The organism is Streptomyces sp. 17_S59 (assembly GCF_056930295.1).
In genome coordinates, this window is record NZ_JBXOWD010000001.1 from 3,566,501 (window position 1) to 3,586,145 (window position 19,645).

General features: G+C 72.0%; 20 protein-coding genes and 1 pseudogene. 11 read left to right on the forward strand and 10 right to left on the reverse strand.

Annotation, left to right across the window (positions count from 1 at the left end; all coding sequences use genetic code 11):
- Positions 1-12 precede the first annotated feature (12 nt).
- The 3 genes from AC1Z4A_RS15855 to AC1Z4A_RS15865 form a co-directional block, all read right to left on the reverse strand.
- Positions 13-882 carry a Cof-type HAD-IIB family hydrolase gene (locus AC1Z4A_RS15855; RefSeq protein WP_483679503.1) on the reverse strand — a complete coding sequence of 290 codons (870 nt, stop codon included), beginning with the start codon at positions 880-882 and terminating at the stop codon, positions 13-15.
- A gap of 178 nt (positions 883-1,060) precedes the next feature.
- Positions 1,061-1,963, reverse strand: a complete 903-nt coding sequence (locus tag AC1Z4A_RS15860) for an LLM class flavin-dependent oxidoreductase (protein ID WP_483679504.1) — start codon at positions 1,961-1,963, stop codon at positions 1,061-1,063.
- A gap of 105 nt (positions 1,964-2,068) precedes the next feature.
- Positions 2,069-2,980: a serine/threonine-protein kinase gene (locus AC1Z4A_RS15865; protein WP_483679505.1), complete on the reverse strand. Its 912-nt coding sequence runs from the start codon at positions 2,978-2,980 to the stop codon at positions 2,069-2,071.
- Positions 2,981-3,067: 87 nt separating this feature from the next.
- On the opposite strand from AC1Z4A_RS15865, the gene AC1Z4A_RS15870 reads away from it, so the two are divergent.
- The 3 genes from AC1Z4A_RS15870 to AC1Z4A_RS15880 all read left to right on the forward strand — a co-directional run bounded on the left by AC1Z4A_RS15870 (position 3,068) and on the right by AC1Z4A_RS15880 (position 5,227).
- Positions 3,068-3,613: an RNA polymerase sigma factor gene (locus AC1Z4A_RS15870; RefSeq protein WP_483679506.1), complete on the forward strand. Its 546-nt coding sequence runs from the start codon at positions 3,068-3,070 to the stop codon at positions 3,611-3,613.
- Complete coding sequence (locus AC1Z4A_RS15875) at positions 3,610-4,467, forward strand: hypothetical protein (RefSeq protein WP_483679507.1); 858 nt, start codon at positions 3,610-3,612, stop codon at positions 4,465-4,467. Before AC1Z4A_RS15870 ends, AC1Z4A_RS15875 begins: the two co-directional genes overlap by 4 nt.
- 94 nt (positions 4,468-4,561) lie before the next feature.
- On the forward strand, positions 4,562-5,227 hold the full coding sequence (locus tag AC1Z4A_RS15880; RefSeq protein WP_483679508.1) for a hypothetical protein: 666 nt from the start codon (positions 4,562-4,564) through the stop codon (positions 5,225-5,227).
- Between the two features lie 97 nt (positions 5,228-5,324).
- Here the strand turns inward: AC1Z4A_RS15880 and AC1Z4A_RS15885 are convergent.
- Positions 5,325-5,423 (reverse strand): annotated as a pseudogene (locus AC1Z4A_RS15885) (LLM class flavin-dependent oxidoreductase); the annotation flags it as partial.
- A gap of 159 nt (positions 5,424-5,582) precedes the next feature.
- Between AC1Z4A_RS15885 and htpX the strand changes: the two are divergent.
- Together htpX and pspAB are read left to right on the forward strand one after the other, a co-directional pair.
- The gene (gene htpX, locus AC1Z4A_RS15890) at positions 5,583-6,485 is read left to right on the forward strand and encodes a zinc metalloprotease HtpX (protein ID WP_483679509.1); all 903 of its coding nucleotides are present in this window, start codon (positions 5,583-5,585) and stop codon (positions 6,483-6,485) included.
- Entirely contained in the window at positions 6,485-7,090 is a 606-nt protein-coding gene (gene pspAB, locus AC1Z4A_RS15895; RefSeq protein WP_483683609.1) for a PspA-associated protein PspAB, read from the forward strand. Before htpX ends, pspAB begins: the two co-directional genes overlap by 1 nt.
- 24 nt (positions 7,091-7,114) lie before the next feature.
- On the opposite strand, the gene AC1Z4A_RS15900 is transcribed toward pspAB, so the two are convergent.
- Positions 7,115-7,690 (reverse strand): PadR family transcriptional regulator, encoded by a 576-nt coding sequence (locus AC1Z4A_RS15900; RefSeq protein ID WP_483679510.1) that lies wholly within the window; start codon positions 7,688-7,690, stop codon positions 7,115-7,117.
- Positions 7,691-7,824: 134 nt separating this feature from the next.
- On the opposite strand from AC1Z4A_RS15900, the gene AC1Z4A_RS15905 reads away from it, so the two are divergent.
- On the forward strand, positions 7,825-8,382 hold the full coding sequence (locus AC1Z4A_RS15905) for a hypothetical protein (protein WP_483679512.1): 558 nt from the start codon (positions 7,825-7,827) through the stop codon (positions 8,380-8,382).
- A gap of 61 nt (positions 8,383-8,443) precedes the next feature.
- Complete coding sequence (locus AC1Z4A_RS15910) at positions 8,444-9,781, forward strand: carotenoid oxygenase family protein (RefSeq protein WP_483679514.1); 1,338 nt, start codon at positions 8,444-8,446, stop codon at positions 9,779-9,781.
- Between the two features lie 23 nt (positions 9,782-9,804).
- Here AC1Z4A_RS15910 and AC1Z4A_RS15915 read toward each other — a convergent pair whose 3' ends face one another.
- The 4 genes from AC1Z4A_RS15915 to AC1Z4A_RS15930 form a co-directional block, all read right to left on the reverse strand.
- Positions 9,805-10,752 (reverse strand): MerR family transcriptional regulator, encoded by a 948-nt coding sequence (locus AC1Z4A_RS15915; protein WP_483679515.1) that lies wholly within the window; start codon positions 10,750-10,752, stop codon positions 9,805-9,807.
- Positions 10,753-10,761: 9 nt separating this feature from the next.
- Positions 10,762-11,631 (reverse strand): metal-dependent hydrolase, encoded by an 870-nt coding sequence (locus AC1Z4A_RS15920; protein WP_483679517.1) that lies wholly within the window; start codon positions 11,629-11,631, stop codon positions 10,762-10,764.
- 195 nt (positions 11,632-11,826) lie between these two features.
- The gene (locus AC1Z4A_RS15925) at positions 11,827-13,632 is read right to left on the reverse strand and encodes an SDR family oxidoreductase (protein WP_483679519.1); all 1,806 of its coding nucleotides are present in this window, start codon (positions 13,630-13,632) and stop codon (positions 11,827-11,829) included.
- Positions 13,629-14,495 carry a M24 family metallopeptidase gene (locus AC1Z4A_RS15930; RefSeq protein ID WP_483679521.1) on the reverse strand — a complete coding sequence of 289 codons (867 nt, stop codon included), beginning with the start codon at positions 14,493-14,495 and terminating at the stop codon, positions 13,629-13,631. Before AC1Z4A_RS15930 ends, AC1Z4A_RS15925 begins: the two co-directional genes overlap by 4 nt.
- A gap of 201 nt (positions 14,496-14,696) precedes the next feature.
- Between AC1Z4A_RS15930 and AC1Z4A_RS15935 the strand changes: the two genes are divergently transcribed.
- Genes AC1Z4A_RS15935 through AC1Z4A_RS15950 form a run of 4 tightly spaced genes read left to right on the forward strand, consistent with a single transcriptional unit; the run spans position 14,697 to position 18,260 of the window.
- Entirely contained in the window at positions 14,697-15,707 is a 1,011-nt protein-coding gene (locus AC1Z4A_RS15935) for an ABC transporter ATP-binding protein (protein WP_483679523.1), read from the forward strand.
- Complete coding sequence (locus AC1Z4A_RS15940) at positions 15,697-16,614, forward strand: ABC transporter permease subunit (RefSeq protein WP_483679525.1); 918 nt, start codon at positions 15,697-15,699, stop codon at positions 16,612-16,614. Before AC1Z4A_RS15935 ends, AC1Z4A_RS15940 begins: the two co-directional genes overlap by 11 nt.
- Positions 16,614-17,525, forward strand: a complete 912-nt coding sequence (locus AC1Z4A_RS15945; RefSeq protein WP_483679527.1) for an ABC transporter ATP-binding protein — start codon at positions 16,614-16,616, stop codon at positions 17,523-17,525. Before AC1Z4A_RS15940 ends, AC1Z4A_RS15945 begins: the two co-directional genes overlap by 1 nt.
- A 15-nt stretch (positions 17,526-17,540) precedes the next feature.
- The gene (locus AC1Z4A_RS15950; RefSeq protein ID WP_483679529.1) at positions 17,541-18,260 is read left to right on the forward strand and encodes an ABC transporter permease; all 720 of its coding nucleotides are present in this window, start codon (positions 17,541-17,543) and stop codon (positions 18,258-18,260) included.
- Positions 18,261-18,324: 64 nt separating this feature from the next.
- On the opposite strand, the gene AC1Z4A_RS15955 is transcribed toward AC1Z4A_RS15950, so the two are convergent.
- Positions 18,325-19,593, reverse strand: a complete 1,269-nt coding sequence (locus AC1Z4A_RS15955; RefSeq protein WP_483679531.1) for a CynX/NimT family MFS transporter — start codon at positions 19,591-19,593, stop codon at positions 18,325-18,327.
- Between the last annotated feature and the right edge of the window lie 52 nt (positions 19,594-19,645).

A 19,645-nucleotide genomic window follows, 5' to 3' on the forward strand; every position in this document is an offset into this window, starting at 1 on the left:
CGCGCGACGGCGCTACGGCAGGGCGCGTAGGATCTGCTCGATGATCATTGCGACGCCGTCCTCGTTGTTGCCGGCGGTGCGGTGCGTGGTGGCGGCCAGCACCTCGGGGTGCGCGTTGGCCATGGCGTACGAGGTGCCTGCCCAGCCGAGCATCTCCAGGTCGTTGGGCATGTCGCCGAAGGCCACCACCTCGTCGCGCGTGATGCCGCGGTCGGCGCACCACTGGGCGAGGGTGCTGGCCTTGCTGACGCCCGGGCCGCTGATCTCCAGCAGCGCCGTGGGGCTGGACCGGGTGAAGGAGCCGTGCTCGCCGGCCGCCGTGCGGGCCACCTCCAGGAACTCGTCCGGGGCGAGCACGTCGTGGAAGGCGAGCAGCTTGACGATGGGCCCGGCGCCCGCCGCGTGCTCGCCGTCCAGCAGTTCCTCGGCGGGTGCGGTCACCGAGTCGGGGTCGGGCTGGAAGGGCGGGTACTGCGGCTCGTAGTGGAAGCCCGTGGTGCGCTCGACGGCGAACGCGGCGCCGGGGGCGGCGGCGCGCACCGCGTGGACGATGGCGAGGGCGGCGGCGGGCGCCAGCGGGCGGACCTCGATGAACCGGCCCCCGTCGTGGAGGTCGGCGACGACGGCGCCGTTGGCGCAGATCGCCAGGCCGTGGCCGTGCACGTGGTCGGCGACGATGTCCATCCAGCGTGCCGGGCGGCCGGTGACGAAGAAGACCTCGATGCCGGCCTCCTCGGCCGCCGCCAGGGCCGCGACGGTGCGCTCGGAGACGGTCTTGTCGTCGCGCAGCAGGGTGCCGTCGAGGTCGGTGGCGATCAGCCGGGGAGTGGCGGCTGGCCGGCCGGTGGCCGGTGTCTCGGGCTGCTCGATAGCTGAAGTCACCCTTCCATTCTCGACCACGGGCCGGAGACGGGCGTACAAACGTGCGCCTGTATCCGGCCTCACTGCCGGCCCGAGCGCAGGGTGCCTGCAGCTGTTCCGGCCGTTCGGGCTGTTCGGGCTCTTCCGGCCGTTCCCTGCGGAGCGCGCCGGACGGCCGTGCGGCGGCCCGCCGGGCTCGTCAGCGCCCCGGGCGCAGCTGGCCGAGGGCCTCCGTCGCGATGCGCTCGAAGACCTTCTCGTCGGCCGCGAAATCCGAGTCCGGGATCGGGGCGTGGATGACGATCTCGGTGAAGCCCAGCTCGAAGTGCTTCCCCGCGAAGTCGACGAACGCGTCGAGGGACTCCAGCGGGCGGTTCCGGTCCGGGGTGAAGCCGGTGAGCAGGACCTTGTCCAGGTCGGCGGCGTCCCGGCCGGCTGCCGCGCAGGCCGCCTCCAGCTTCTCGAGCTGCCCGCGGATCGCCGCGCGGGACTCCTCGGGCGTGCCGGTCTCGAAGAGCTTGGGGTCGCCCGTGGTCACCCACGCCTGGCCGTACCGTGCGGCCAGCTTCAGCCCGCGCGGCCCGGTGGCCGCGACCGCGAAGGGGAGGCGGGGCCGCTGGACGCAGCCGGGGAGGTTCCGGGCCTCGTTCGCCGAGTAGAAGTCGCCCTCGTGGCTGACGTCGCCCTCGGTGAGCAGGCGGTCCAGCAGCATGACGAACTCCGCGAAGCGGTCGGCCCGTTCGCGCGGCGTCCAGGGCTCCTGGCCGAGTGCGGTCGCGTCGAAGCCATTGGTCCCGGCACCGATTCCGAGGGTGATCCGGCCGCCGGAGATGTCGTCGAGGGACATCAGGTCCTTGGCCAGGGTCACCGGGTGCCGGAAGTTGGGCGAGGTCACGAGGGTGCCCAGGCGCAGGCGCTCGGTGGCCGCCGCGGCGGCGGTCAGGGTGGGGACCGCACCGAACCACGGCCCGTCCCGGAACGACCGCCAGGAGAGGTGGTCATAGGTGTACGCGGCGTGGAACCCGAGATCCTCGGCCCGCCGCCAGATCTTCTGTCCCTCGCCCCACCGGTGGATGGGCAGGATCACCGTGCTCAGTCGCATACCGCCGACCCTACGGTAGCCGTCAGCGGTCAGGATCCTTCACTCGTTTGCGGCCGGGTTCCTCTCCAGGACACGACCGCCGGTGCGGACCGCCCCCTGTCGGATTCAACGCTGCAGCCAGCTCAGCAGGGTCGTCGCCGTGAACACCGTGCCCGACGCCAGACAGACCGCGCGCGGGGTCAGCCACCCGGGGCCTTCCAGGGGCTGGGACTGCGGGACCGGAGCCAGCAGCGCGTCTGCGAAGGCCTGGGCGGTCGGCGGTCGGTCCGCCGGCTCGACGGACATCGCGGTCCGTAGCAACAGGGCGACGTTCGGTGGGAGCTCCGTTCCGGCTGGGAGCGCCGGCAGCGTCGAGGCGGTCGGCTGGTCGGTCATCATGGCCGTGGCGCGTCCGCCCGGGCCGAACGGCTTCTGCCCGGTCAGCAGCTCGTAGGCCACGACGGCCAGCGCGTACACGTCGGCCCTCCCGTCGAACCCGCCGGTCTGGAAGGCCTGTTCCGGTGCCATGTACGCGGGCGTGCCCGTGGTCACCGTCAGCCCGGATGCGTCGGCCAGTTGCTTCGCGCTGCCCAGATCCGCCACCAGCACCGCGGCGGGCGCAGAGCCGGTGGCGAGCAGCAGGTTGGACGGCTTGACGTCGCGGTGCACCACGCCCGCCTCGTGCAGGACCTGGACCGCGTAGCCCGCCTCCGCGGCCAGTCGCAGCGCCTCCTGCGGGTCGCACTGCCCGACCCGGTCCGCCAGGGTGCCGCCGCGTACGTAGTCCATGACGAAGTAGGGCCGGTCCTCCTGCACCCCGACGTCGTGCACCCGGACCACCCGCGGGCTGGCGATCCGGCGCAGCAGCCTCGCCTCCGCCAGGAACCGCTCGCGCACATCGGCGTTCGCGGCCCAGTTCTCGGCCAGCACCTTCACCGCGACCTCGGTGTCGAGCTCCGGATCGTAGGCCTTCCAGACCGTGGCGAAGGAGCCGGCTCCGAGCCGCTCCAGGAGGAGGTAACGGCCGAGCTTGCGCATGTGGCAGCATTCTGCCGGAGTCGGGGGGAGTGTGGAACTCCCGTTCGACGGGGTGGGGTGCCAGGCGGGACGAAACGGGGGATCCGGGTGTTCGAGGAAGGCGAGCTGGAACGGCTCGTGGCGGCTGCTCAGGCGGGGGACCCGGGGTCGATGGAGTACCTGCTGGCCAAGCTGCGGCCGGTGGTGCTGCGCCGCTGCTCGCGCTTCCTGCCCCACCACGCCGACGCGGAGGAGGCAGCGCAGGACGCGCTACTGTCCATCAGCACGCACCTGGGCGAGTACGGCGGCCGCGGCTCCTTCCTGGGCTGGGTGACGGTGATCGCCTCGAACGCCGCCCGGTCCACCTACCGCTCGATGTGCCGGCGCGCCGAGGACAGCCACGCCGACCTCCCCGAGTCCGTCGACCCGCGCACCACCAGCGTCATCGCCGGAACCCGGCTCGACCTGATGGAGGCGCTGGCCGCGCTGGAGCAGCAGCACCCCACCCTGGTGGAGTCCTTCGTGCTGCGCGACCTGGGCGACCTGACCTACGTCCAGGTGGCCGAGGTACTGGGCGCCCCGTTGGGCACGGTCAAGGACCGTATCCACCAGGCTCGCCGCTTCATGCGCGAGCGCCTGGTCACCAGTCTGTGAACGGTGGTCCCGCGGCGGGCGGCGGCCACGCCGTCGTCCGGCTCCGGTCCGCCGCTGCCGCCTTGGTGGCAGCCGCCGCGCTCGGGCTGGCGACCGGCCGATTCGTCCTGCCACCGCCCCCCGGCGCTACCGCGCACCCGGCAGCGCGGTCGGGTGCCGCGGTCGGCGGAGCATCCCAGGGCGCGTCCGCTCTCGCGACGCCGGGCGGGTCCGTCCCGACGCCCGCGCCCTCGGCCTCCGGCTCCGCCTCGCCGACCGGTGCGACCGGGCCGGTGACGACCGCGAACCTGCTGGAACCCGCGGCGTTCAGCCCGGACGTCGGCATCGGGCGGATCCACGTCATCGACCGGTACGGCGACGGGTCTTACGCCAACGCGGCCTGCTCCGGCGAGAAGACCTTCAAGCAGACCCTGGGCGGGCCCGGTGCCCACTTCCGCGGACTGATGACCAGCCCCCGCACCAGCCCGGACGACCCCACCGTGGCCGGCGACAGCGGCGACAGAGGCGGCCAGGTCGCCCGCGAGGTCGCCGCCGACGCCCGGAGCCCTTCCCTGGCGCAGAACTACAGCGAACGCCTGCTGCTGGAGCAGGTGCCCTGCCAGGAGGAAACGCCAGGGCACTGGGTCTACGGAAAGACCACGACGCTGCAGCTCGCCCCGGACGTCACCGCGCGCTGGATGGGCGTCTACCAGGGATCGCTCAACACCACCGGCAGAGCGCCCGAGGGCAAGGAGCCCTGCGGCGGCATCGCCGTGCTGCGCAGCGGCAGCCACTACGGGGTGCTGGAGGTCGATGCCTGCCTGGGGACGGCCGCGATGGACCGCGTCGTCAGGACCGCTCTGTCACAGCTGTGAAACAGCCGGTCAGGGCTCCAACTTTTCCTCCTCCGGCGGAATCTCCCCGGTTGTACGAGGACGCAGCAGGCGTCCCGACCAGTAGGGGGACCAGATGACCGAGAACCAGACCGTCCAGCAGAAGTCCGTTCGCCGCAACCGGGTCGCCGCCGCGGCCTGCTTCGCCGCCGCACTGATCACGGCCGGCGTCGTCGGCGCCCAGTCGGCCACCGCCGACGGGGCCGCGCACAACGCACCGCACCGCACCGCGGTCGCCGCGCCCGGACTCGGCTCCGCCCACCTCGTCCAGAGCGAGGACTTCCAGAAGGGCATGAACCCGGTCGGCGCGACCATTGAGCTGACCGGACGCCAGGGGCTGTCCGCGTGCTCCGGCGAGACGACGATGCGCGACCTGACCAAGGACAAGGCCACCGCGTACGCGTCCGTGAACTGGACCTTCGACAACCACCGCATGCTGACCGAGTCGGCCGCGAGCGCCCCCACCGGGACCGCGGCCGACACCTGGGAGAAGCAGCTCGTCGCGCTCGTTGAGGACTGCCAGGACGAGCCCGCCGGCCACTGGTACTACGGCGCGGCCCACACCCTGACCGTCACCGGCGGCACCGCCCACTGGTACCCGTCCTACAACGGCGACGGCAGCGTCAGCGGCGGGGCCGCGGTCCTGCGCAGCGGCACCAAGGTCGCCATCGTCGAGCTCAACAGCCAGCCCACCGACGTCGAAGGCATCGCCACCGCAGCTCTGAACCGCCTCTCCTCCTGAACGGCAGCCCCGCTCCGCCCGCGCCGCCGGGCGGAGCCGGCCCCGAACATCGAAGAGACTCGCACGCCCAGTGGCCGTGCACCCCCACCTACGGTCAGACCGTGATGGGTGAACGAGGCTTGACCGAGGTCACGAGGGTGCCCAGGCGCAGGCGCTCGGTGGCCGCCGCGGCGGCGGTCAGGGTGGGGACCGCGCCGGTCCGGATCTCCGGCAGCTGGGTCTTCGGCCGGGTCTTGGGCCGGGTCTATCCGGGGCTTGCCGGACTTTTACTCCGGGACGACGGGCGGCGAGGGAGAATCGGGACAGAGGCAGCTACTGGGGCACGGGCCGGTCCGCAGAGCCTTGGAGGTGCACCGTGCAAGGCACCCGATTCACCCCCGACCGGGGGCTGACCACCCGCATGGTGAGCACGATGTTCTTCATCGGGCTGCTCTACGTGGTCTTCGTGGGCGTGCTGGTGGCCCTGCTGCGCGGGGCGTGGCCGATCATCCTGGTGCTCGCGGGCGGCTTGTTCGTCGCCCAGTTCTGGTTCAGCGACCGGATCGCGGCCTTCGGCATGGGAGCCCGCGAGGTGACTCCGGAGGAGGCGCCGGAGCTGCACGGCGCCGTCGACCGGCTGTGCGCGCTGGCCGACATGCCGAAGCCGCGGGTGGCGATCGCCGACACCGATGTGCCGAACGCCTTCGCGACCGGCCGCAACCAGCGGAACTCCGTGGTGTGCGCCACGACCGGGCTGCTGCGGAGACTGGAGCCCGAGGAGCTGGAGGGCGTGCTGGCCCACGAGCTGTCCCACGTCGCCCACCGGGACGTCGCGGTGATGACGATCGCCTCCTTCCTGGGTGTGCTGGCCGGGATCATCACCCGGGTGGGGCTGTGGGGCGGGCTGCGCCGCATCGGCGGGCGGGACAGCAGCACCGCCGTGCTGGTGGTGCTGATTCCGCTGATCAGCGCGGTGGTCTATGCGATCAGCTTCCTCCTCACCCGGATGCTCTCCCGCTACCGCGAGCTGTCCGCCGACCGCGCGGCCGCGCTCCTGACGGGCCGGCCCTCGGCGCTGGCGTCGGCGCTGACCAAGGTCACCGGGCAGATGGCGCGGATTCCGACGCGCGACCTGCGGCAGGCGGAGCCGTTCAACGCCTTCTACTTCGCGCCCGCCTTCTCCAAGGACAGCGTGAACAGGCTGCTGTCGTCGCACCCGACGCTGGAGCAGCGCCTGGAGCAGCTGGGCCGGATAGCGGCACAGCTGGGGCGCGCATGATGGGCCGCCTCCTGGACATCATCCTCGGCCGCACCAAGCCGGTGCGCCCGGACCTCGATCAGCTCTTCGCCCTGCCGTCCGCGGCGCTCACTCTCCAGGCGGGCGCCGGCCTCGGGCCGACGGGCCTCGGCTCGGTGTGCTTCGCGAGCGTGGAGGGCGGCGCGTTCGACCGGCTCCAGCAGGACGTACGGGCCCTGCTGGACGCGGACACGGAGCGGGGCGGGCTGCCCGTGGAGTTCAGCCGGGACTCCTACGGCTACACCTGGCTGCTCGCCCGGCAGCCCGCGGACGACACGGCGGCCCTGGTCAACGACATGCACGCGGTGAACACCCTGCTCCAGGACGGCGGCTTCGGCCCTCAGCTGCTCTGTTCGTTGATGGGCTTCCAGGACAGGGAGCACCGGCGCTCGCTGGCGCTCGTCTACCTCTACAAGCGCGGCACCTTTTATCCGTTCGCACCGCTGCCGGGCGGTGGGGACAAGCGGGACAACGGGCTTGAACTGCAGGTGCGGGCCCTGCTGGGGGACGACCTGCGGATCGAGGAGGACCTGAGCCGCTGGTTCCCGGTCTGGGGAGCGCCGGGCCTGGGCGGACAGCGCCGTTGAGCCAGGGGGCACAGAGGCGGACCGTCAGCTCTCCTGCCGGTCCTGCGCGCGGTCCTCGGACCCCTCCGTGCCCTGGGCCGTGCCCCTGGCCGCGACCTGCTCGGCGGCCCAGCGGGCCCACTCCTCGTACATGGCCGTGACGCGTAGGCCGTACTCCAGGGCCAGACGGCCGTTGGACGACAGCGGGTGGTCGTCCCACTCGACGCTCTTCTCCACCTCCTGCAGCGCGGCGCGTCGGCCCGCGGCGCGCTCGGCCTCGGTGGTGAGGTAGGTGACCGCCTCCAGCGGGGTGAGGAGGTCGAGGAAGAAGACGCGCAGCATGGCCTCGCTGCGCCGCACGAACTCCGGCCGGGTCTCGGAGAGCCAGCGACGCAGCTCGGCCAGGCCCTCCTCGGTGATCGCGTACTCCTTGCGGCCGCGCGGGCCCTCCGCGGTGACCTCGAGCAGCCCGGCCTTGGTGAGCTTGCCCAGCTCTCCGTAGACCTGGCTCTGAGTGGCCGACCAGACGTTGGCCAGCGAGGACTCGAACACCTTCATCAGGTCGTATCCGCTGGCGGGGCGCTCGGCCAGCAGGCCCAGCATCGCGTGTCTCAGGCTCATGCCCCCACTCTACATTCCACTCTTGACACGTCAATGCTGAACCTTCTAACTTCGACATGTCACAGTTGGAATGTCGGCGCGGCGGTCGGGGCGGCCGACCGGAGAACACCGACCGATTGCCGAGGAGGCATCTCATGAGTTACCTGCGCGGTTTCCTCCCCTGGATCGCCTTCGCGATCGTGTCCTCGGTCGGCTGGCAGTGGGGCGCGGTGACCGCGCTCGTCATAGCCATCGCGCTGCTGATCAAGGACCGCTCGGCGGGGGTTTCCGCCGAGTCGCTGATCCTGGAGTGCAGCACGGTCGTCTACTTCGCCGCCCTCGCGGCCGTGGCCTTCGCCCTTCCGCACAGCGGGCTGCGTGGCTACAACGGCGCGATGTCGCTCGGCTGGCTCGCCCTCACCGCCTGGGGCACGCTGCTCATCGGCCGGCCCTTCACCACCGGAATCGCCAAGCGCCAGGCGCCGCCCGAGGTCTGGAACCACCCCGTCTTCCGCCGCACCAACGTGGTGATCACCTCGGTGTGGGCCGCCGCCTTCACGCTGACTGCCGCGGCCCTGGGCGCGGTCTCCGTGGCGCACCTCGGCAGCGGGGTCTCCGTACCGGTCCAGGTCGCGGGGTTCGTACTGCCCGCCGCCTTCACCTCCCGTTACCCCGACCGCGTCCGCGCCCGTATGGCCCAGGCCGACCGGTAGCGCAGAGCCGCCGAAACCACCGAATCCAAGTCCCCGAAGCACCGCAGGAGGTAGAGGTCCGATGACAGCCACACCCGGCCACCTCGCCGGAAACTTCGCTCCCGTCACCGAGGAACTGACCGCGTACGAACTCCCGGTCACCGGAGCCGTCCCGCCCGAACTCAGCGGCTGGTACCTGCGCAACGGGCCCAACCCGCACGACGCCGCCTCCGAGCACTGGTTCTTCGGCGACGGCATGGTCCACGGGGTCCGCCTCGAGGGCGGTCGCGCCACGGCCTACCGCAATCGCTGGGTCCGTACGACGACGTTCACGCACGGCGCCCGTGCATACGACGACGAGGGCAACCGCGACCTCACCGCGGCGCGTGCCAACACCCATGTGGTCCGGCACGCGGGGCGCACGCTCGCGCTGGTCGAGTCGTCCCTGCCGTACGAGCTGGACCTCCGGTCCGGCCGCGAGCTGGAGACGGTCGGGCCGTACGACTTCGCCGGGAGGCTGGCCATGCCGATGACCGCCCACCCCAAGACCTGTCCCGCCACGGGCGAGCTGCACTTCTTCGGATACGGTGGGCTCACTCCGCCCTACCTGACCTACCACCGGGCGGACGCCAACGGGGAGTTGACCGTCAGCAGGCCCATCGACGTCCCCGCGCACACGATGATGCACGACTTCCATCTCACCGCCGGCCACGTCGTCTTCATGGACCTGCCCGTCGTCTTCGACCCGGAGCGCCAGGGTGGGATGCCGTACGCATGGGATCCCGACTACGGCGCGCGGCTGGGCGTGCTGCGGCGCGACGACCCCTTCGGCGAAGTCCGGTGGTTGCCGATAGAGCCCTGCTACGTCTTCCACGCCCTCAACGCCTACGACGAGAGCGATGCCAATGGCGAGCGCATCGTGCTCCACGTCATCCGCTACCCGCACTTCTACGGCGGCAGCGAGCTGGGCCCGGCACTCCCCTCGCTGTGGCGCTGGACCCTGAACCTGACCAGGGGCACCGTGACCGAGGAACAACTCGATGACCGGCCCTGCGAGTTCCCGCGCATCGACGACCGGCTGGCCGGGCATGCGGCCCGCCACGGCCATGTCACGGTCGCGGAGCAGCCGAATACGGGTCCCGTGCCCGGCGAGCTGATCCGCTACGACCTGGAGACGGGCTCCGTCGCCCGCCATGTGTTCGGGCCCGGCCGGACGCCCGCCGAGGCGGCCTTCGCCCCCGCCGACGACAGGCCCGGCGGCCCCGGATGGCTGCTGACCTACGTCTATGACGCCGCCACGGACAGGAGCGACCTCGTCATACTCGACGCCGGTGACCTCGCGGCGCCGCCGGTTGCCGTCATACATCTGCCGCAGCGCGTGCCCTACGGCTTCCACGGCAACTGGCTGGCCGACCGCTGAGGAGCCGCTGAGGAGCCCCGCTCTCAGCGCCGGGCCACGAGCCCGTCCATGGTGCGGGCCCGGACCTCGCGCTCGGCGGCCGCCGTGATGAACGCCCCGGTGTGCTCGGGGCCGACCAGCTCCCGGACGGCCCGGACCGTTCCGGTGGGAAGCGCCACGTGCTCGAGGGCGGGTGCCGGGGATTCCCCGGGGGGCAGGTCCACGGCCTCGCCCAGGTGCTGGCGGAGGTAGCGCGTGGCCAGCGTGCGCATGGCGCGGGCCAGTTCGGCGTCGACGGTCTGCTGGGCGAGCGGGCGCAGCCGGCGTACCAGTGAGGCGGCCTCCGCGGCCTCCTCGTCGGTGGGGGGATGGTCGAAGTACTGATGGAAGACGTGTTCGGTGGTGAAGTCGAGGAAGCGGGCGGCGATGTGTTCCACCTGGGCGCGGAGTTCGCGCAGGTGGGCTGAGATGGCGGGGAGCGGCACCCCGGCGGCGTGGAGTTCCGCGGCGACGGCCAGTTCCTGCGGGCTGGGCACGAGGAATGCCTCCGGCGAGGTGGGCAGGCGCACGAGTATGCCGAGTTCCACGGCGTCCTCGACCGCCTCGTCGTCCGAGGTGCCGCCGAACTTCACGTCCAGCTCGGCACGGGTGATGCGGCCGGACTGCTCGTCGGTCCACGGCCCGTCGACCTCGGCGACCAGGCCCAGCACCCCGCCGAGGCCGCGGCCGGTGTCCCAGGCGTCCAGCAGCTCCTTGATGCTGGCCAGGGTGTAGCCGCGGTCCAGGAGGCCGGCGATCTGGCGGAGCCGGGCGAGGTGGGTCTCCCGGTAGACGTTGGCCCGGCCGCGCCGCTCCGGCTTCGGCAGCAGCCCGCGGTCCTGGTAGGCGCGGATCGTGCGGACCGTGGCGCCGCTGTGGTGGGCCAGGTCCTCGATCCGGTACTCGACGGGGGGAGGGGAGCCGGGCCTGGCGCCGGGCAGGGTGTCGGACAAGGTCGCTCCTTACGAGATGGCCGCGCGGCCCAGGGCGCCCGCCGCGGCGCGCGCCGCGGGCGAGGTCGCCAGGTAGTCGACGGCTTTTCGCAGCGACCCCTCCTGCGAAGGATGGTACGACCGCCGGAGGTAGCGCGGTACGGCCGAGCCCAGCTCGCGCCAGGTGGGCAGGAGGCCCTTCGCCACGGCCCGGTTGTGCTCGCGCAGCGAGTAGCGCAGCCGGCCCGCCGGCCAGGGGTCGTGCCGGAGCAGATAGGCCGTGCCCCAGGCCCACAGGTACACCAGCACCGGGGCCGTGACCGCCATGCCGAGGACGCGGCGGGCGTAGCGCCCCGGATCGTCGCCGCCGCAGTGTTCGTACATGTCGAAGGCCACCGCGCGGTGTTCGACCTCCTCGGCCCCGTGCCAGCGGAGCAGGTCGAGCATCACGGGGTCGGGGTCGGCACGGTCGAGGCCCTCGGCGTGCAGCACCCAGTTGCCCAGCACGGCCGTGAACTGTTCGATCGCGGCGATCAGGGACAGCCGGAAGCGCAGCCACTCGCGTTCGGTCAGGGGCAGACCGAACGGGGGCTGCTCGCCGAGCAGCACGTCGAAGAGGAACTCCACGTGCCGGATGTAGGGGGCGGTGCCGAGGCCCTGTTCGGCGAGGTGGGTCAGCACATAGGAGTGCTGGACGCTGTGGGTGGCCTCCTGCCCCATGAAGCCCTTGACGTCCTTCCGCAGGGCCTCGTCGGTGACGAGCGGAAGGGCCTGTTTGAAGACCTTGACGAACCACCGCTCCCCGGCAGGCAGCAGGAGGTGCAGGACGTTGATGACATGGGTGGCGACGGGCTCGCCCGGTATCCAGTGCAGGGGCGTCTCGTCCCAGTCGAACGACACGCGGCGGGGGGCTATTCGGTGTTCGTGATCCTGGGGGCGGCGTTTCCCTTGGCTCTTGTACTCGTCGGACTTGCGTCCATCAGGCTTGTGTTCATCGGGCTTGTGTTCATCAGACCTGTGCTCGTCGGTCCTGTACTCGTGGTTCATGGGTACTCCTCTTCGCCGTGCGGATTCCGCTCCGCGCGCGGCGGCGGCTTACAACGGGAGGTCGGTCCGGGCGAGGGCGCGCGTCAGCCGGGGAGCGAAGCGGGATACGAAGCGCATGACGTGCGCCTCGGGGGTCACCGGCACCACGGCCCGGTCGTTGACCACGGCGTCCAGGATCGCCTCGGCGACCTTCTCCGGCGGGTAGTTGCGCTTGCCGTACAGCCGCACCGCCCGGTCGCGGCGGCGCTGCTCTTCCTCCTCCGGGACGCCCGTGAACCGGGTGGTGGCGGTGATCCCGGTGTTGACGATGCCGGGGCAGATCGCGCTGACCCCGATGCCCCGTTCGGCGAGTTCGGCGCGCAGGCACTCGCTCAGCATCAGCACGGCCGCCTTGGAGGTGCTGTAGGCGGTCAGCGCCTTGGAGGGCTGGAACGCGGCAGCGGACGCGGTGTTGACGATGTGGCCGCCCTGCCCGCGCTCGGCCATCTGCCTGCCGAAGATCCGGCACCCGTGCAGGACGCCCCACAGATTGACGTCGAGGACGTTGCGCCAGTCCTCGACGGTGGTGTCCATGAACGTGCCCGACACGCCGATGCCCGCATTGTTGACCAGCACGTCGACCACGCCGTACTCGGCGGCCACGCGGGCGGCCAGCTTCTCCATCGCCTGCTCGTCAGAGACGTCGCAGCACTCGCCCCAGGCGTCCGCCGCACCGATGAGCCGGGCCAGCTCGGCCGTGCGCGCCGCGCTCTCCGCATCCCGGTCGACCGCCACGACCCGCGCCCCGGCCTCTGCGAAGGCGAACGCGGTCGCCCGGCCGATGCCGCTGCCCGCACCGGTCACCAGGACCAGCCGGCCGCCGAACCACGGCGCGTGCCGACCGGTGCCCGCGGCGGTGCGCGCGGGGATGCCCTCCTGCCGCGCGGCCTCCTGGGTAGTGACGAACTCCGTGATCCAGGAAGCCAGTTGGTCGGGCCGGGTCCTCGGCACCCAGTGCTTGGCGGACAGGGTCCGCCGCAGCAGCTGCGGGGCCCAGCGCTCCAGGTCGTCGTAGAGCCGCTCGGACAGGAAGACGTCGCCGGTGGGGGTGATCAGCTGCACGGGCACATGGGCGTAGGCGTCCGTGCGGGGGTTGCGCATCCTGGCCCGTACGTTGTCGCGGTAGAGCCAGGCGCCGTGCGCGGCGTCGTCCGGCAGGGAAGCCGTCGGGTAGCCGCCGGGGAGGCCGGGAGCCCTGCGGGGCAGCTTCTCCGACCGCTCCACCATGGTCGGCCACCGTCTGCCGAGCGGACCGCGCCAGAAGGCCTCCGGCAGAGCGGGGGTGTGCAGCGCGTACACGTACCAGGAGCGGGTGCCCTGGCCGAGGAGCTGGGCCACCCGGCGTGGTGTGGGCCGGGCCATCCGCTGCTTGATCCAGTGCCCGAAGTGGTCGAGCGAAGGCCCGGAAACGGAGGTGAACGAGGCGACGCGGCCCTCGGTGCGCCCGACCGTGACGAACTCCCAGCCCTGCACCGACCCCCAGTCGTGGCCGATCAGGTGGACCGGGGCGTCAGGGCTCACCGCGTCAGCCACCGCCAGGAAGTCGTCCGTCAGCTTCTCCAGGGTGAAGCCGCCGCGCAGCGGGCGGGGCGCCGTGGAGCGGCCGTGGCCGCGCACGTCGTAGAGGACCACGTGGAAGCGGTCCGCCAGCCGCCGGGCCACCTCGGCCCAGACCTCCTTGGTGTCCGGGTAGCCGTGCAGCAGCAGCACCGTGGGGTTCGCGGTGTCGCCCAGCTCGGCCACGCACAGCTCGATCCCGCCCGTCCGGACCCGGCGCTCGCGGGCGCCCTCGATCCCCGTGCCGCCCGTGCTCATGCGATCTCCTTCTCCCTCTGCCGGTGCTGCTGTCTGCGCCGCACGTGCGGCAGGTCGTCGTCCAGCCAGAACGCGCTCTCCTCGGGGTCCCGGGAGTCGGTCACCACCAGCAGCTCCTCGAACTTCGCGCCCGTGCCGCGGAAGCCCAGGTGGGGCTCCACCGCCCACAGCCCTGGCTGCGGCGGGTGGTCGGAGAAGCGGTGCGGGCTCCACAGCGGCGACCAGCCCTCGCGGTGGCCGCGCAGGGCATCGGAGGCCAGCCCCTTGAGGGCCTGGGTGCCGAACCCGAAGAGGTGGGGCGACCAGCGGCGCTCCCGGGCTCGCCCCACCTTGTGGGCGATGACACCGAAGGGATACGCGCGGTGCCGGTTGACGTAGCCCTGGCGCACCATGAGCCGTTCCACGTCCTCGTAGATCTCCCGCAGCGGGCGGCGCTCGCGCACCTCGCGGAGGATCAGGTCCCTGTGGTCCGCGAGGTCCGTCATGAGCCGGTCGTGCAGCGGGTTGGGGCCGAGGCTCCCCGAGTAGCCGATGTCGGCGGTGAAGCCCCGGTGCACGGGGGCCATGTCGAGGATGAACGGCATCCCCGGCTCGAGCCTCCGTCCGGTGGGGAAGAACTGGAGCGGTATCCGGAAGCCCGTGAAGGCCGTGCGGTCGCCGAACCAGGCGAAGGGCAGGTGGAACCAGTCCCGCACCCCGTGCCCGCGGAGCCAGTCCCGCTGCATCCGTGCCGCCTCGCGCTCGGTCACGCCGGGTGCGAGCTGCGCGGCGACCGCTTCCGCGCAGTCGTAGGCGAGCCGCTGCACCTCCCGGAACCCGCGCAGTTCGCCGTCGGTCCCCGGACCGGTCCCCGCGCCTGCCATGCCGCCTCCGACCATCAGGAGAAACCAGGTGAAAGCCAACCTCTGGGCCACATCCCCAAGTTGACAGCAATGAATGTGACAATGATCGACGGCTGCGTCAAGAGTTCGTCCTCCCGAGTTCGTCCTCCCCTGCGGGGTGCCCTTACGGGGGTGTCAGACCCGAGGACTACACACAACCAGCCATCTGGTCTGACGACTGTCATGGGACGCGCAACTACCGTCGAAGGCGTGACTGTGATCGCTACCGAAAGTCTCAGCAAGCGGTTCCCCCGGGTGACCGCCCTGGACCGGCTCTCCGTCGACATCACCCCCGGAGTCACCGGTCTGGTGGGTGCCAACGGAGCGGGCAAGTCCACGCTGATCAAGATCCTTCTCGGCCTCTCCCCGGCCAGCGAGGGCCGCGCCGCCGTGCTCGGCCTGGACGTGGCCACCGAGGGCGCGAGGATCCGCGAGCAGGTCGGCTACATGCCCGAGCACGACTGCCTGCCGCCCGACGTGTCGGCGACGGAGTTCGTCGTGCACATGGCGCGCATGTCCGGCCTGCCGCCCACCGCCGCCCGCGAGCGGACCGCGGACACCCTGCGCCACGTGGGGCTCTACGAGGAGCGGTACCGCCCCATGGGCGGTTACTCCACCGGAATGAAGCAGCGGGTCAAGCTGGCCCAGGCGCTGGTACACGACCCCCGCCTGGTGCTCCTGGACGAGCCCACCAACGGCCTCGACCCCGTCGGCCGGGACGAGATGCTCGCCCTGATCCGGCGCGTCCACACCGACTTCGGGATCTCGGTCCTGGTCACGTCACACCTGCTCGGCGAGCTGGAGCGCACCTGCGACCACGTCGTGGTCATCGACGGCGGCAAGCTGCTGCGGTCCTCCTCGACCAGCGACTTCACCCAGGACACCGGCTCCCTCGCGGTCGAGGTCACGGACTCCGACACCCACCCGGACGGCACCGCGGCGCTGGCCGCCGCGCTCGCCGCGGCCGGGCTCGCCGTCCAGCCCGTGGGCCAGACGGCCGGGTTCGCGGCGGCCGGCTCCGGCCACGTCCTGCTCGTCGACGTCACCGGCGAGGACACCTACGACGCCGTGCGCGACGCGGTCGCCGGGCTCGGCCTCGGCCTGGTCCGCATGGAGCAGCGCCGGCACCGCATCGCGGAGGTCTTCCAGAGCCCCGGCAGCGCACACGAGAGGGGCGACGCCCATGCCGCCTGAGACCATGACGACGCCGGGCCGCGCCCAGGGCGGCACCCAGGACGTCATCCACAACATCGGCTACCGCAACTACACCGGCGCCCGCCTGGGCCGCTCCTACGCCCGCCGCTCGCTCTTCTCGCAGAGCCTGCGCGGCGCGTACGGCCTCGGCCGCTCGGCGAAGTCCAAGGTGCTGCCGATGATCCTCTTCGGCGTGATGTGCATCCCCGCGCTGATCATGGTGGCTGTCTCGGTCACCGCCAAGCTCAGCAAGCTCCCGGTGGACTACACCCGTTACGCGATCATCATGCAGGTGGTCATCGGCATCTTCCTGGCCGCGCAGGCCCCGCAGTCCGTCTCGCGCGACCTGCGCTTCCGGACGGTGCCGCTGTACTTCTCGCGCCCCATCGAGCGCGTCGACTACGTCGCGGCGAAGTTCGCCGCGATGGTCTCCGCCCTGTTCGTCCTCACCGCCTCGCCCCTGCTGATCCTCTACATCGGCGCCCTGCTCGCCAAGCTCGACTTCGCGGAGCAGACGAAGGGGTTCGCCCAAGGACTGGTTTCCGTGGCCCTGCTCTCCCTGCTCTTCGCCGGCGTCGGACTGGTCGTCGCCGCGCTCACCCCGCGCCGCGGCTTCGGCGTCGCCGCCGTCATCGCCGTGCTGACCATCTCCTACGGCGTGGTGAGCACCATCCAGGGCATCGCCCTCCAGCAGGACGACACCCGGATCATCGGCTGGCTCGGCCTCTTCTCGCCCATCACGCTCATCGACGGCGTGCAGTCGGCGTTCCTCGGCGCGACGTCCGCCTTCCCCGGCGGCCACGGCCCCGGCACCACCGCCGGCGTCGTCTACCTGCTCGTCCTCGCCGCGGTCATCGCCGGCTCGTACGGGGCGCTGATGCGCCGCTACCGAAAGGTCGGCCTCTAGTGACCACCATCCGCATCGACAACGTCTCCCGCTGGTTCGGCAACGTCGTCGCCGTCAACGACGTCACCATGACCGTCGGCCCGGGCGTCACCGGCCTCCTCGGCCCCAACGGCGCCGGGAAGTCCACCCTCATCAACATGATGGGCGGCTTCCTCGCCCCCTCCACCGGCACCGTCACCCTCGACGGGCAGCCGATCTGGCGGAACGAGCAGGTCTACCGCCACATCGGCATCGTCCCCGAGCGCGAGGCGATGTACGACTTCCTGACCGGCCGCGAGTTCGTCCAGGCCAACGCCGAGCTGCACGGGCTCGGTGCCGCCGAGGCTCAACGCGCCCTGGCCACGGTCGAGATGGAGTACGCACAGGACCGCAAGATCGCCACGTACAGCAAGGGCATGCGGCAGCGCGTCAAGATGGCCTCCGCCCTCGTCCATCAGCCCTCCGTGCTGCTCCTCGACGAGCCCTTCAACGGCATGGACCCGCGCCAGCGGATGCAGCTGATGGACCTCCTGCGGGCCATGGGCGCCGAGGGCCGCACGGTGCTGTTCTCCTCACACATCCTGGAGGAGGTCGAGCAGCTCGCCGCCCACATCGAGGTCGTCGTCGCCGGACGGCACGCCGCCTCCGGCGACTTCCGCAAGATCCGCCGCCTGATGACGGACCGCCCGCACCGCTACCTGGTGCGCTCCAGCGACGACCGGGCACTCGCCGCCGCGCTCATCGCCGACCCGTCGACTTCCGGCATCGAGATGGACGTCCAGGAGGGCGCGCTGCGCATCCAGGCCGTCGACTTCGGCCGCTTCACCGAACTCCTGCCGCGCGTGGCCCGCGCGCACGGCATCCGGCTCCTGACCGTCTCGCCCTCCGACGAGTCCCTGGAATCGGTCTTCTCCTACCTCGTCGCGGCCTGAAAGGAGCCCAGCGTCATGTTCAACACCACCGTCGCCCGGCTCACCTACCGCGGGCTGCTCGGCCGCCGCCGCGCCGTCATCCTCTTCACGCTGCCGGTGATCCTGCTCGTCGTCTCGGCCGCCGTCCGCATGCTGACGGGCGCGGACGACGAGACGGCCACCCACGTCCTGGGCGGCTTCGCGATGGCCACGATGGTGCCGCTGATCGGCGTCATCGCCGGCACGGGCGCCATCGGGCCGGAGATCGACGACGGTTCGGTCGTCTACCTGCTCTCCAAGCCCGTCAGGCGGGCCGACATCGTCCTCACCAAGCTCGCCGTCGCGATAGGCGTCAGCGTCGCCTTCTCGGCGCTCCCCACGCTCATGGCCGGCTATCTGCTCAACGGCAACAGCCAGCAGATCGCCACCGCCTACGCCGCGGCCGCCGTGGTGGCCTCCGTCGCCTACAGCGCGATCTTCCTCTTCCTGGGCACGGTCACCCGGCACGCGGTCGTCGCCGGGCTCGTCTACGCGCTCGTGTGGGAGTCGCTGTTCGGCAGTCTCATCCCGGGCGCTCGGACGCTCAGCGTCCAGCAGTGGGCGCTGGCGCTGGCGCAGAGGATCGGCGCGGACGGCGCGGTCTCCTCGGACGTCGGGCTCCCCGCGGCCCTGGTGCTGCTGGCGGGCGTGACGGCGGGCGCCACGTGGTTCGCGGTGCGGAAGCTGCGCGCGCTGACGCTGGCGGGGGAGGAGTAGGGGGAACGGGCAAGGGGCCCGGGGCATCGGCCCCGGGCCCCGCACACGAGGTCCGCGTCTCTCCTCAGATCTTCCGGTCCCGCCCGGCGCCCAGGCCGAGGAACAGCAGCGCCGCGCAGGCCACCAGCAGCAGCGAGACCGGCAGCGTCCAGCTGTCCGTCCGCTCGTACACCCAGCCGATCGCGAACGGGCCCACGGAGGCGAGCAGATAGCCCCACGTCTGCGCCATGCCCGACAGCCGGGAGGCCGTGTGGGCGTCGCGGGTGCGCAGCACCATGAACGTCAGCGCGAGGCCCAGCAGGCCGCCCTGGGCCACGCCCATCAGCGTCGCCCACACCCACGCACCCGCCACGGGAGCGGTCAGCAGCCCGGTGACGCCCGCCGCCATGAGCAGCACGACGGCCACCGTCAGCAGCCGCTGGTCCCGCATCCGGCCCGCGAGCAGCGGCACCACGAACGAACCGGCCATCTGCGTCAGCGTGTAGAAGGCATAGACGATGCCGGCCGTGCCCTTGCTCATACCGTGGTCGGTGAAGACCGTCGGCATCCAGGCGATGCACACGTACGCGATCAGCGACTGGGTGCCCATCATCAGCGTGACCTGCCAGGCCAGCGGCGACCGGGTGAGCTTCGGCCCGTCCTGCGGCGCGGTCCGGGCGGCGGCGGCCGCGGCGCCGCGGGCAGCGCCGCGCCGGGCGGCGACCGCCTGCGGCAGCCACAGGACCGCCGCGACCGCGGCGAGCAGGGCCCAGGAGGCGAGGGAGCCCTGCCAGCCGCCGAGGGCGTCCTCCAGCGGCACGGCCGCGGCGGCCGCACCCGTCGCGCCGAGGATCAGCGTGGTCGAGTACAGGGCCGTCATGCTCGCGGCCCGGTCCGGGAAGTCCCGCTTGACCAGGCCCGGCATCAGCACGTTGAGCAGGGCGATCGCGGTGCCGACCAGCGCACAGCCCACGAACAGCGCCACGACCGGCGGCGTGACGCGCAGCAGGATGCCCCCGCACAGCAGCACCAGCGCGCCGCACAGCACGGCTTCCGTGCCGAAGCGCCGGGCGAGCCGGGGCGCGGCGATCGAGCCGAGGCCCATGAAGACCAGCGGGATCGTCGTCACCAGGCTGCTCGTGGCCGCGGCCAGGCGGTAGTGGCCGCTGATCTCGCTCATCAGCGGGGAGACGCCCGCCAGCGCGGCCCGCATGTTGAGCGAGGCGAGGACGATGCAGAGCATGACGAACGCGGGGTGGGCGAGCGGGCTGCGCCGTGCGGTGACAACGGCCGGGGGCGGTACGGACTCCTCCGCCGCGTCGATCAGCGGCGTCTCGGGCCTCGTCTCGGACATGGGGGTGCCTCCAGGGGAACACGGGGGCGTGCGGTGATGCGGGTGGGGAAGG

What these genes read in the sequence shown, in the direction of transcription:
- AC1Z4A_RS15860 (WP_483679504.1), bottom strand. Translation starts at nt 1,963, where the DNA reads ATGCGACTGAGCACGGTGATCCTGCCCATCCACCGGTGGGGCGAGGGA.
- AC1Z4A_RS15865 (WP_483679505.1), bottom strand. Translation starts at nt 2,980, where the DNA reads ATGCGCAAGCTCGGCCGTTACCTCCTCCTGGAGCGGCTCGGAGCCGGC.
- AC1Z4A_RS15880 (WP_483679508.1), top strand. Translation starts at nt 4,562, where the DNA reads ATGACCGAGAACCAGACCGTCCAGCAGAAGTCCGTTCGCCGCAACCGG.
- pspAB (WP_483683609.1), top strand. Translation starts at nt 6,485, where the DNA reads ATGGGCCGCCTCCTGGACATCATCCTCGGCCGCACCAAGCCGGTGCGC.
- AC1Z4A_RS15900 (WP_483679510.1), bottom strand. Translation starts at nt 7,690, where the DNA reads ATGAGCCTGAGACACGCGATGCTGGGCCTGCTGGCCGAGCGCCCCGCC.
- AC1Z4A_RS15905 (WP_483679512.1), top strand. Translation starts at nt 7,825, where the DNA reads ATGAGTTACCTGCGCGGTTTCCTCCCCTGGATCGCCTTCGCGATCGTG.
- AC1Z4A_RS15910 (WP_483679514.1), top strand. Translation starts at nt 8,444, where the DNA reads ATGACAGCCACACCCGGCCACCTCGCCGGAAACTTCGCTCCCGTCACC.
- AC1Z4A_RS15925 (WP_483679519.1), bottom strand. Translation starts at nt 13,632, where the DNA reads ATGAGCACGGGCGGCACGGGGATCGAGGGCGCCCGCGAGCGCCGGGTC.
- AC1Z4A_RS15930 (WP_483679521.1), bottom strand. Translation starts at nt 14,495, where the DNA reads ATGGCAGGCGCGGGGACCGGTCCGGGGACCGACGGCGAACTGCGCGGG.
- AC1Z4A_RS15935 (WP_483679523.1), top strand. Translation starts at nt 14,697, where the DNA reads ATGGGACGCGCAACTACCGTCGAAGGCGTGACTGTGATCGCTACCGAA.
- AC1Z4A_RS15940 (WP_483679525.1), top strand. Translation starts at nt 15,697, where the DNA reads ATGCCGCCTGAGACCATGACGACGCCGGGCCGCGCCCAGGGCGGCACC.
- AC1Z4A_RS15950 (WP_483679529.1), top strand. Translation starts at nt 17,541, where the DNA reads ATGTTCAACACCACCGTCGCCCGGCTCACCTACCGCGGGCTGCTCGGC.
- AC1Z4A_RS15955 (WP_483679531.1), bottom strand. Translation starts at nt 19,593, where the DNA reads ATGTCCGAGACGAGGCCCGAGACGCCGCTGATCGACGCGGCGGAGGAG.